Below are 11,897 nucleotides of genomic sequence, written 5' to 3' on the forward strand. Positions count from 1 at the left end.
TTTTTCGCTAAAATAGAGATATCCCACTATTTTATTGAATATAAAAAAATCCGTAATCGTTAAACAATTACGGATTATTTATATAAAAAATAGAGCTAGTCTTTCTTTTTGGGTGAAAAAACTCAGTAACGTTTTGATAGATCCATTATTGATGATTTAACCAAAAATAGCATTAAACCAACCGGATACTGTTTTAACAACAAAATCCCAAATACGACTAAAGAAACCGCCTTCCTCAACCGCTTCTTTTACGACTAATGGGCGTTGCTCAATCACTTCATCATTTAATAAAAAGTTAACGGTACCTACCACCTGATTTTCCGTTAGTGGCGCTTCTAATACAGGATTGGTTAAAGTAAACGAAGCTTTCAAGTTTTTCAGTTCACCTTTAGGAATAGTGATTGAAGCATCATTAGCAACCCCTAATGCAACTTCGCCTTTATCGCCGTACCACACTTTTTGAGTTGTCAGTGGGGTACCTGCTTTTACGGGGGTTACCGTTTCAAAAAAGCGGAAGCCCCAGCCTAATAATTTTTCACTTTCAGCAAAACGCACTTTATCTGATGGCGTTCCTAAAACAACAGCAATCAAGCGCATATCACCTTCAGTTGCCGAAGAAACAAGATTGTACCCTGCTCCATTAGTGTGACCTGTTTTCACACCGTCGACATTCATATTTTTATTCCACAATAAACGGTTACGGTTTGGCTGACGAATATTGTTGAATGTAAATTCTTTTTCTTTATGAATTTCATACTCTGAAGGCACATCGCGGATCATGGCGGCTGTGAGTAATGCCATATCTTGTGCGGTTGTATATTGCCCTTCAGAATCTAACCCATGAACGGTTTTAAAGTGTGTATTTTTCAAACCGAGATTCTTAGCATAGGAATTCATTAAATCCACAAAGGTTTCCTGACTACCCGCAACATGTTCTGCTAATGCAATACTGGCATCATTACCAGATTGAATAACCATACCGCGATTTAAATCAATCACTTTAACCTGATCACCCGGCTTTAAGAACATCAATGATGATCCCTTCAATACCGGATTCCCCGTTGCCCATGCATTACGCCCAACAATAACAATATCATCAGGTGACATACGACCTTCTTTGATCGCTTGTCCAACAACATAGCTACTCATGATTTTTGTTAGGCTGGCGGGATCTAAACGTTCATCAGGTTTTTCTGATGCCAGAATTTTTCCGCTGTTGTAATCCATTAATACATAAGATTTTGCCTCTATTTGAGGAGGCACCGGATTATTGACTGCAAATGAAGGACTAGAAATAATTAGCAGTAAACCCATTCCCGCGGTAACCTTACCCAGAACAGATGGAATATTTTTTTTCATTACCGATCACCCTTTTATATCAATTTGTTAAAGCTTTCCTACTATATGGCTTTCTAGAATAAGACGCCAACATTGATATATAGAGATTTATCTTATATTCATATTTAGCGCCCTATAGAGGGAAATTTTATTACTTATCGTAGCTTAGGAGACCTTTATGTTAAAAGTCTGGGGTAGAAAAAAACTCGTCTAACGTTAAAAAAAGTGCTTTGGTGCTTAAAAGAATTAAACGTTCCTTATGAGCAAATCGACGTTGGTGGCCCTTTTGGTGGACTCAATGAAGCAAATTATTTAGCGATGAATCCCAACGCTTCTATTCCAACCTTACTAGATGATGACTTTGCTTTATGGGAGTCTAATACCATTATTCGTTATTTATGTACAAAATATAAAAATAATACGCTCTATCCCATTGATCTTAAACAGCGAGCAAATGTAGAAAAATGGATGGATTGGTCAAATGGCAGCCTATTTTCGCCCATTCAACAAATGATGATCATGATTGTTCGTACGCCTAAAGAACAGCAAAATCCTGAAAGTGTTAATGCGTTGAAAGAGAAGCTTAATAAACTTATTAAAATTGCTGACGACCAACTTGCGAAAACCACTTATTTTGCAGGAGATACATTCTCTCTTGCCGATATGGCAATCGCACCTTTGGTCTATCCATGGCTAGAAGTTTGCAAAGATAGACCACACGTCCCTCATATTGAGCGTTGGTTTGCCCAATTAAGTGAAAGATCTATTTTCCGTGATATTGTGTTACTGCCTGTAAATTAATTCATTGGCATTTTGTCGGGATCTGGATAATGGTAATGAAATCCAAGATCTCGACAAATCTCCTGACCATCAATCTCTCGTATTGCAGGCTTTTCTTCCTCAATAAATTCGGGTGGAATGAGATCAAGTTGATTCGACACTCTCGAGTAAAAATCTTTCTTTTTAGGGTGAATTGGTGCACATAAATTATATAAATGGCCACCTTCATTCTGTGCGAGCAGTTGTTCAACAGCAAAAATGACATCATCTAAGTGGACTAAGTTTACGCATTGATGAGCGCCTTTTACCTGTTTTTTACCTGATAAAAAACGTCCTGCATGACGACCTGGTCCCACTAATCCTGCTAATCGAAGAATATCAACCGTAGTCAACGGTAAACGATGTAGCCAGTTCTCAACTTCGGCTAACATTTTTGCCGATTGTGTTTCTGGTCGAATATCCATTTCTTCCGTGATATTACCCGTTTGGTTGCCATATACAGAAGTAGAACTAATGTAAATGACTCTCGTCACATGGCGAGACATTGCGCTATCCACCAGCGTCTGAATGGCTTCAACATAATCATAACCTCCACCGGCAGCACTTGGTGGTAGCGTAATAATGAGTACGTCAGTTTCCATTAAGTAATCAAAATCATCTCTATCGCATTCGATTGCGGGTGTTAAATTCACTAAACAACAGTCAATGCCACTCATTCTTGCTGCTTCTACGCCATCTTCGGTGGTTTTAGTCCCTTTAACTTGATAGCCTGCATCACGCAACGCAGTAGCAAGTGGTAAACCTAACCAACCTAATCCTACGATGGTTATTCGTTTCATTTTGCTCCCCTACTTAAATGGCCTAATCAAAGTATGCTATAAAATTTTAGTTTCGCCATTAATTATAAATACCACTTATATTTCGTGAATATTTAGTGCCTCCCTATATACTCGCCTACTTGTTCCATTAAGTAAATAAGAGAAATATTAAAAATTACATTAAAAAACAAAAAGGTTATAAAATAATTAAATTATTATTAAAAAAATAGGTTGCTTTCTCCTTTGTAAATCATGTAGGTTGAAAGGGCAGACAAATTCTAAATGCGGGTTACTAAATACAGCATACAGCTCAATAGTAACGGGCATTATTAAATAACAAATAATGTTATTAGCTAGGAAAATATTATGTATAGCATTCAATTAAACCACCATCATCACCATCACCCTGACTAGTCTTTCAGGCGATGAGTGCTGGAAGACGTTTAAGAAACGCTTCCGGTGGTCTGAATGCAGATAACAACTAAAACCCCGGAAGGCAACTTCCGGGGTTTTTTTATAGCTAATTTTCATAACAAAAATAGAGAAAAAGATAGGGTAATATTATGTTAGATAAAGCAAGATTAAGAATTGCAATGCAAAAATCTGGCCGTTTAAGCGATGATTCTCGTGCGCTTTTAGCTCGTTGTGGCATCAAAATTAACTTAAATCAACAGCGCCTGATTGCTTACGCTGAAAATATGCCAATCGATATTTTGCGCGTGAGAGATGACGATATTCCGGGATTAGTCATGGATGGCGTTGTTGATTTAGGGATCATTGGTGAAAACGTTTTAGAAGAAGAGTTATTAAAGCGTCGCTCACAAGGTGAAGATCCAAGTTATCTCACACTACGTCGTCTTGATTTCGGGGGATGCCGTTTATCTCTTGCAACACCTGTCGATTTCGATTATCAAGGTGCGGAATGCTTAAATAACACTCGAATCGCAACCTCCTATCCCAATCTGCTCAAACGCTATTTAGACCAAAAAGGGATCAAATTTAAATCATGTTTATTAAATGGCTCTGTTGAAGTCGCTCCTCGTGCCGGCCTTGCTGACTCTATCTGCGACTTAGTTTCTACTGGCGCAACATTAGAAGCCAATGGCTTAAAAGAAGTTGAAGTAATTTATCGTTCAAAAGCATGTTTAATCCAACGCGACGGTGAAATGGAAGCGGATAAACAAGAACTTATCAACCGTTTACTGACCCGTATTCAAGGCGTTATTCAAGCCAGAGAATCAAAATACATTATGTTACACGCACCAAGTGATTGCCTTGAGGATGTCATTGCATTACTTCCGGGAGCGGAAAGACCGACTATTTTACCTCTGGCGGGAGATCAAAATCGCGTTGCAATGCATATGGTAAGTAGCGAAACCCTATTCTGGGAAACAATGGAAAAACTTAAATCATTAGGTGCAAGTTCAATTCTTGTTTTACCAATTGAAAAAATGATGGAATAAGGTGAAATGATGAAAACGGGTTTTAATACATTAAATTACTGGGATAAATGCACGAAAGAACAGCAACAAGTGCTATTAACTCGCCCTGCTATTTCTGCATCAGCTTCAATTACAGAACAGGTTGCTAGCATCATTTCACAAGTACGCAATGATGGAGATAAAGCGCTTAAAGCACTAAGCCAAAAATTTGATAAGACAGCACCGGAAAGTGTTTTGGTATCAAAATCACAAATCAATGAAGCGTCATCAAGACTTGATAGCAAAATAAAACAAGCGATAGCACAGGCGATGAATAATATTCGTCGCTTTCATGAGGCTCAAATACCTAACACTATCAACGTAGAAACTCAGCCTGGTGTCTTTTGTCAGCAAGTCAGCAGAGCAATCGATGCGGTAGGACTTTATATTCCCGGAGGTTCCGCACCATTGCTTTCAACAGTAATGATGTTGGGTATTCCAGCCCGTATTGCGGGTTGTCGCAAAATTATTCTTTGCTCTCCGCCCCCTATTGCTGATGAAATTTTATATATTGCTCAACAAATTGGTATTGATGAAATCTTTCAAGTAGGTGGTGCACAGGCGATTGCAGCCATGGCATTTGGTACTGAATCTATTCCTAAAGTTGATAAAATCTTTGGCCCTGGTAATGCTTATGTAACCGAAGCGAAGCGCCAAGCAAGCCAATCACTTCAAGGTGCAGCAATCGATATGCCAGCAGGCCCTTCAGAAGTTTTAGTCATTGCGGATGCAGATGCAAATCCTGTATTTATTGCTGCTGACTTACTTTCACAAGCTGAACACGGCCCAGATTCCCAAGTTGTGTTATTAACACCCGATGAAACACTCGCTAAAGCCGTTATTGCTGAAACTGAAACACAACTGACGCTATTAAGCCGCGCTGAAATTGCTAAACAGGCACTTGCAGAAAGCCGGGTTATTATTACTCGTGATCTCGAGCAGTGTATTGAAATCAGTAATCGTTATGGTCCAGAGCACTTAATTATTCAAACCAATGATGCTGATACCCGTGTTGATAGCATTACCAGTGCCGGCTCTGTTTTTCTTGGTGCTTGGTCGCCTGAATCTGCAGGAGATTATGCTTCTGGCACTAATCACGTTCTACCAACTTATGGCTATACAGCAACTTACTCAAGCTTAGGTTTAGCTGATTTTATGAAACGTATGACAGTACAGAAACTCACTGCTCAAGGCTTATCTGATTTAGCACAGACCATTGAAATATTAGCGCAAGCAGAACAACTCACCGCACACAAAAATGCGGTCACACTTCGTGTAAATGCGTTAGCTAAGGGGAAATAAGCGTGATGAAAACTGAATTTGATATCAATACACTTGCAAGAAAAAATGTACGTGAATTAATACCGTATCAATCTGCTCGACGCTTAGGGGGAAATGGTTCTATTTGGTTAAATGCAAATGAATACCCTATCGCTCCTGACTTTACGTTTAATGAAAAAAATTTAAACCGCTACCCTGAATGTCAGCCTGTTAACGTGATTAGTCGTTATGCAAAATATGCAGGTGTCAATGCTAATCAAGTTTTAGTTAGCCGTGGTGCTGATGAAGCGATTGAGCTTCTTATTCGTGCTTTTTGTGAGCCGAGTAAAGACGCAATGCTTTATTGCCCACCCACATATGGAATGTATAGCGTTAGTGCGGAAACCTTTGGTGTAGAACAGCGTGTTGTCCCTGCTCTTGCTGATTGGAACCCTGATGTCAAAGCCATCGCATCACAACTTGATAATGTAAAACTTATCTACCTATGCAGCCCAAATAACCCAACAGGAAATATCGTTGATCCTTCGCTTATTCGTGATGTATTAGCATTGGCTAAAGGCAAAGCCATTGTTGCGGTAGATGAAGCTTATATTGAATTTTGTCCACACGCGTCAATGGTGTCATGGCTTGCAGAGTATCCGAATTTAGTTATTTTGCGAACCTTATCGAAAGCTTTCGCTTTAGCAGGGCTTCGTTGTGGCTTTACGCTTGCCAACCCACCAGTCATTGAATTATTACTAAAAGTGATCGCACCATACCCACTTTCAACACCTGTTGCAGATATTGCTGCGCAAGCATTAACAGAAGCCGGTATTGAAATAATGAAAAAACGAGTGGCAGAAATTTCACGCAACAGAGCTATCTTGTCTAATGCGTTACAAAAATTGCCTAATGTTGAACAGGTTTATAACAGTGAAACTAACTATATTTTAGTGAAATTCACTGATGCCACTCTGGTTTTCCGTACTTTATGGGAACAAGGGATTATTTTACGCGATCAACAGCGTCAATATGGGCTTAAGGGCTGTTTGCGTATTTCTATCGGTACAGCGGAAGAATGTGATAGCGTGATTAATGCCATAAAGAATATTCAAACTGCAAACGTATAAAACATTAAAAACGATAACAACAAAAAATCGCAACTGAGGGATCTCTACCATGAGCCAAAAAATTCTTTTCATCGACCGTGATGGTACTTTAATCACTGAGCCACCCACTGATTACCAAGTTGATAGACTTGATAAACTTGCCTTTGAAAATGGGGTGATCCCCGCACTTACTGCTCTACAAAAAGCAGGGTATAAACTCATCATGATCACAAATCAGGATGGATTAGGCACAGAAAATTTTCCTCAAGCGGATTTCGATCCTCCTCATAACTTAATGATGCAAGTTTTCTCATCTCAAGGGATCATATTTGATGATGTTTTAATTTGCCCTCATAAACCTGAAGACAACTGTCCTTGTCGTAAACCAGAAACTGGACTTGTCACTCAGTATTTAGTAGATGGTGCACTAGATAGAGATAACAGCTATGTCATTGGCGATAGACAAACTGATATTCAGCTAGCTGAAAATATGGGGATCAAAGGCCTACTTTATAATACCAATGAACTCAATTGGGCAATTATTACTGAGCAATTAACTAAAAAAGATCGCTACGCTCACGTTGAACGAAAAACAAAAGAAACACAAATCGCGATCGATATTTGGCTTGATCGTGAAGGCAACAGTCAGATCAGTACAGGCGTCGGTTTCTTTGATCACATGCTTGATCAAATTGCCACGCACGGCGGCTTTCGTATGAACATCAATGTAAAAGGTGATTTAGTGATTGATGATCACCACACGGTAGAAGATACCGGCCTTGCTTTGGGTGAAGCATTACGTGAAGCATTAGGTGATAAACGAGGTATTGCTCGATTTGGCTTTACATTACCAATGGATGAATGCCTTGCAAGCTGTGCGTTAGATATTTCTGGTCGCCCGCACCTTGAATACAAAGCCGAATTTAAATATCAACGTGTCGGTGATTTAAGTACAGAGATGATTGAACACTTTTTCCGTTCACTCTCTTACACCATGGGTTGCACATTACATCTGAAATCAAAAGGCAAAAACGATCACCACAAAGCTGAAAGCTTATTTAAAGTCTTTGGTCGTACATTACGCCAAGCCATTCGTGTTGAAGGTAATACTTTACCAAGTTCAAAAGGTGTTCTGTGATGAAAGTGGTTATTCTTGATACGGGCTGTGCCAATTTAGCCTCTGTCGCTTACGCCGTTAAGCGACTCGGTTATGATCCCATCGTGTCCTATGAAAAAAACGTTGTGTTATCTGCGGATAAACTCTTTCTACCCGGAGTAGGCACGGCGAGAGCAGCAATGGAACAACTCAAAGCACGAGAGCTAATTCCTTTAATTAAAGCCTTAACACAACCGGTTTTAGGTATTTGTTTAGGTATGCAAATATTGGCCTCTCTAAGCGAGGAAGGTAAAGATATCCCTTTATTAGGTTTAGTTGATGGCACCATCGATAAGCTTGATACAGCAGGATTACCATTACCTCATATGGGTTGGAACCAAGTATTAGCAAAACCTGGACATCCTCTTTTTCGTGATCTTGGTGACGATGCTTGGTTCTATTTTGTTCATAGCTACGCGTTAGCTCTCAATAAATCAACGATTGCTGAAACTGAATACGGCTCGCGTTTTAGTAGCGCAATTCAAAAAGATAATTTTTATGGCGTGCAATTTCACCCTGAGCGTTCAGGGAAAGCTGGTGCGCAACTTATCAAGAACTTTTTGGAGATGTAACCTGTTATGATTATTCCAGCATTAGATTTAATTAATGGGAAAGTCGTTCGTCTTCATCAGGGTGATTATGCAAAACAGCGTGATTATGATGATAATCCGCTGACACGCTACCAACAATATGAAAAAGATGGCGCAAAATTACTTCACTTAGTAGATTTAACGGGAGCAAAAGATCCATCTGCTCGCCAAATTCCACTGTTAAAAAAACTTGTTGCTTGTGTCAATGTTCCCGTACAAGTAGGGGGCGGAATTCGCACTGAAGATGATGTTAAGTCACTACTCGAAGCAGGAGCAAGCCGAGTTGTCATTGGCTCTACCGCCGTTAGTCAGCCCGAAATAGTAAAAACATGGTTTGAGCGCTATGGTGCAGATGCCATTGTATTAGCCCTCGATGTTCGCATTGATAAACAAGGTAAAAAGTGGGTGGCTGTCAGTGGTTGGCAAGAGAACTCCCCCTATACACTTGAAGATATCATCGAGCTTTATCAAAGTGTCGGTTTAAAGCATGTGTTGTGTACTGATATTTCTCGTGATGGCACATTAGCCGGTTCTAACGTCGAACTGTATAAAGAAATTAGCCAGCGTTTCCCTGATATTTTATTCCAAGCTTCAGGCGGTATTGGTGATTTACAAGATATCGCAGATCTTCCCGCATCTGGTGTTGCCGGTATTATTGTGGGTAGAGCATTATTAGAAGGCAAATTTACATTAAAAGAGGCGATATCATGTTGGCAAAACGCATAATTCCTTGTCTTGATGTCCGCGATGGACAAGTTGTCAAAGGTGTTCAATTTCGTAATCATGAAATTATTGGTGATATTGTCCCTCTTGCTGAACGCTATGCTAAAGAAGGCGCTGATGAACTCGTATTTTATGACATTACGGCATCTTCTGATGGTCGTGTTGTTGATAAAAGCTGGGTTTCGCGTGTTGCTGAAGTGATTGATATTCCTTTTTGTGTTGCTGGTGGCATTCGCTCTGTGGAAGATGCTGGAAAAATTCTCTCATTTGGTGCAGACAAAATTTCGATTAACTCCCCTGCACTTTCTGATCCTTCACTGATATCTCGTTTGGCTGATCGCTATGGTGTACAGTGTGTTGTTGTAGGAATTGACACTTGGTTTGATGAAAAAACGGATGAATATTTAGTTTATCAATTTACTGGGGATGAAAAACGTACACAACAAACGCGCTGGAAAACCCTTGATTGGGTACGTGAAGTTCAGCAACGTGGCGCAGGTGAAATTGTTTTAAATATGATGAACCAAGACGGCGTAAGACAAGGCTATGATCTAAAACAACTTGCTCTAGTCCGTCAAGTTGCAGATGTTCCTATAATCGCATCAGGAGGAGCTGGCGAAATGTCACACTTTCTTGATGCCTTTAAATTAGCTAATGTCGATGGTGCTCTTGCAGCCTCTGTTTTCCATAAACAAATAATTAATATCAACGAATTAAAACAGTATCTTGCAAAGAATGACGTTAAGGTAAGAATATCATGAATAATGAAATATTAGCGCAACTAGATTGGGGAAAAAGTCGATAATCTCATGCCAGTGATTATCCAAAATGCCATTTCAGGTGATGTATTAATGCTAGGTTACATGAACAAAGAAGCATTAAATGTCACTTTAGAAAGTGGGAATGTTACCTTCTATTCGCGCACTAAGCAGCGTTTATGGACAAAAGGTGAGACCTCTGGCAACTTTCTCAAATTAGTCAATATTTATCCTGACTGTGATAACGATACTTTACTCATTTTAGCCAATCCTCTTGGTCCAACTTGCCATAACGGTACTGAAAGTTGTTTTGCCCCGGCACAAAGTCAATGGGGATTTCTCTATGAGCTTGAGAATTTATTACGCGACCGCAAAAATGCCTCACCAGATAGCTCTTACACTGCCCGTCTTTATGCCAGTGGTACAAAACGTATTGCGCAAAAAGTTGGAGAAGAAGGCGTAGAAACAGCGTTGGCTGCCACTGTTAATGATAGGGAAGAGCTAAAAAATGAAGCTTCAGACTTGCTCTATCACTTAATGGTTTTATTGCAAGATCAGTCATTATCACTCTCTGATATAATAGATTGCCTGCAAAAGCGCCATAAAAAAGCAGAATAATGGATATAACCTGAATATCAAAAAGCCGATACTCACTAAAGTATCGGCTTTATTTTTGAAAAAAAGTAATGACTTAATTACCTTTTTATTTCCTAAACATTACATTGCTTGACGGAATAACTCGATAACATCACTTTCAGAGCCTTGAACTGGATTAGTGATTGCACAAGCATCTTTCAGCGCATTTTCTGCCAATGTTTTGAAATCTTCTTCTTTCACGCCTAACTCTTTCAGACCCGCTGGAATACCAACATCTTTAGCCAGTTTACGAATTTCTTCGATACAGGCTTTCGCACCTTGCTCATCGCTCATTGCAGAAACATCAACACCCATTGCTTGTGCGATATCTTTTAGACGACCCGCTGCTGCTTGAATGTTATAAGCTTGAACATGTGGTAATAAAACCGCATTACACACACCATGAGGTAAGTTATAAAAACCACCTAATTGGTGAGCCATAGCATGTACATAACCTAAAGAAGCATTATTAAATGCCATACCCGCTAAAAACTGAGCGTAAGCCATATTTTCACGCGCAGCCGCATCACCACCATTATCAACAACTTTACGTAAAGACTCGCTGATCATAGTGGCTGCTTTTAATGCACACGCATCAGTGATTGGGTTTGCTGCGATTGAAACATAGGCTTCAACAGCATGAGTTAATGCATCCATACCTGTTGCAGCGGTTAAACCTTTTGGCATACCAATCATTAATTCTGAATCATTTACAGATAAGAGTGGTGTAACGTTTTTATCAACGATAGCCATTTTAATATGACGCGCAGTATCTGTGATGATACAAAAACGTGTCATTTCTGATGCTGTACCTGCTGTGGTATTAATTGAAATCAGTGGTAATTGAGGTTTTGCTGAGCGATCAACACCTTCATAATCTGCAATTTTTCCACCATTAGAAGCCACTAACGCGATACCTTTAGCGCAATCATGTGGAGAACCACCACCTAAAGAAATAACACAGTCACATTGATGTTCTTTCAGAAGAGCTAAACCCGCTTCTACGTTTTCAACGGTAGGGTTTGGTGCAGTACCGTCATAAGTCACACTAGCAATACCAGCTTCTGTCAGTAATTTGCTGACCTTATCAACAACACCCAGTTGATTTAAAATACTATCAGTAACGATTAATGCTTTATGAAAACCAAAGTCTTTCATTGAACTTACAGCTTCTGCAAGACAACCAGCACCAATTTTTATTTACAGAAGGGATATAGAATGTAGAAACAGCCATTATTGACTTCCTTT

Annotated in this window: 9 protein-coding genes, 3 pseudogenes and 1 other annotated feature; of the genes and pseudogenes, 9 read left to right on the forward strand and 3 right to left on the reverse strand. The window is 39.6% G+C overall.

Annotated features, from left to right (window positions below):
• Window positions 1-156: 156 nt before the first annotated feature.
• Complete coding sequence (locus BHE89_RS23200; protein WP_069368799.1) at window positions 157-1,359, reverse strand: serine hydrolase; 1,203 nt, start codon at window positions 1,357-1,359, stop codon at window positions 157-159.
• Window positions 1,360-1,516: 157 nt separating this feature from the next.
• On the opposite strand from BHE89_RS23200, the pseudogene BHE89_RS23205 reads away from it, so the two are divergent.
• Window positions 1,517-2,139 (forward strand): annotated as a pseudogene (locus BHE89_RS23205) (glutathione S-transferase family protein).
• Here the strand turns inward: BHE89_RS23205 and BHE89_RS23210 are convergent.
• Window positions 2,136-2,957: an SDR family oxidoreductase gene (locus BHE89_RS23210; protein WP_069368801.1), complete on the reverse strand. Its 822-nt coding sequence runs from the start codon at window positions 2,955-2,957 to the stop codon at window positions 2,136-2,138. The pseudogene BHE89_RS23205 and the gene BHE89_RS23210 overlap by 4 nt on opposite strands.
• A gap of 368 nt (window positions 2,958-3,325) precedes the next feature.
• Window positions 3,326-3,455 (forward strand) — a sequence feature (His leader region).
• Window positions 3,456-3,499: 44 nt separating this feature from the next.
• On the opposite strand from BHE89_RS23210, the gene hisG reads away from it, so the two are divergent.
• The 8 genes and pseudogenes from hisG (at window position 3,500) to hisIE (ending at window position 10,631) form a co-directional block, all read left to right on the forward strand.
• Window positions 3,500-4,399 carry an ATP phosphoribosyltransferase gene (gene hisG, locus BHE89_RS23220; RefSeq protein ID WP_069368802.1) on the forward strand — a complete coding sequence of 300 codons (900 nt, stop codon included), beginning with the start codon at window positions 3,500-3,502 and terminating at the stop codon, window positions 4,397-4,399.
• A 6-nt stretch (window positions 4,400-4,405) separates the two neighbouring features.
• On the forward strand, window positions 4,406-5,719 hold the full coding sequence (gene hisD, locus BHE89_RS23225) for a histidinol dehydrogenase (RefSeq protein ID WP_069368803.1): 1,314 nt from the start codon (window positions 4,406-4,408) through the stop codon (window positions 5,717-5,719).
• Between the two features lie 5 nt (window positions 5,720-5,724).
• Window positions 5,725-6,807: a histidinol-phosphate transaminase gene (hisC, locus tag BHE89_RS23230; RefSeq protein ID WP_069368815.1), complete on the forward strand. Its 1,083-nt coding sequence runs from the start codon at window positions 5,725-5,727 to the stop codon at window positions 6,805-6,807.
• Window positions 6,808-6,856: 49 nt separating this feature from the next.
• Window positions 6,857-7,924 carry a bifunctional histidinol-phosphatase/imidazoleglycerol-phosphate dehydratase HisB gene (gene hisB / locus BHE89_RS23235; RefSeq protein WP_069368804.1) on the forward strand — a complete coding sequence of 356 codons (1,068 nt, stop codon included), beginning with the start codon at window positions 6,857-6,859 and terminating at the stop codon, window positions 7,922-7,924.
• Window positions 7,924-8,514, forward strand: coding sequence for an imidazole glycerol phosphate synthase subunit HisH (hisH, locus tag BHE89_RS23240; RefSeq protein WP_069368805.1), 591 nt, complete (start codon window positions 7,924-7,926; stop codon window positions 8,512-8,514). The genes hisB and hisH overlap by 1 nt, the downstream gene beginning before the upstream one ends.
• A 6-nt stretch (window positions 8,515-8,520) precedes the next feature.
• A complete protein-coding gene (gene hisA, locus BHE89_RS23245) occupies window positions 8,521-9,258 on the forward strand; it encodes a 1-(5-phosphoribosyl)-5-[(5-phosphoribosylamino)methylideneamino]imidazole-4-carboxamide isomerase (RefSeq protein ID WP_069368806.1) in 738 nt (245 codons plus the stop codon).
• Window positions 9,240-10,016: an imidazole glycerol phosphate synthase subunit HisF gene (gene hisF, locus BHE89_RS23250; protein ID WP_069368807.1), complete on the forward strand. Its 777-nt coding sequence runs from the start codon at window positions 9,240-9,242 to the stop codon at window positions 10,014-10,016. Before hisA ends, hisF begins: the two co-directional genes overlap by 19 nt.
• Window positions 10,013-10,631 (forward strand): annotated as a pseudogene (hisIE, locus tag BHE89_RS23255) (bifunctional phosphoribosyl-AMP cyclohydrolase/phosphoribosyl-ATP diphosphatase HisIE). The gene hisF and the pseudogene hisIE overlap by 4 nt, the downstream one beginning before the upstream one ends.
• A gap of 99 nt (window positions 10,632-10,730) precedes the next feature.
• Here the strand turns inward: hisIE and yiaY are convergent.
• A pseudogene (gene yiaY, locus BHE89_RS23260) lies at window positions 10,731-11,883 on the reverse strand (L-threonine dehydrogenase).
• Window positions 11,884-11,897: the final 14 nt, after the last annotated feature.

It is taken from the genome of Shigella sp. FC1967 (genome assembly GCF_001743005.1).
GTDB lineage: Bacteria > Pseudomonadota > Gammaproteobacteria > Enterobacterales > Enterobacteriaceae > Proteus.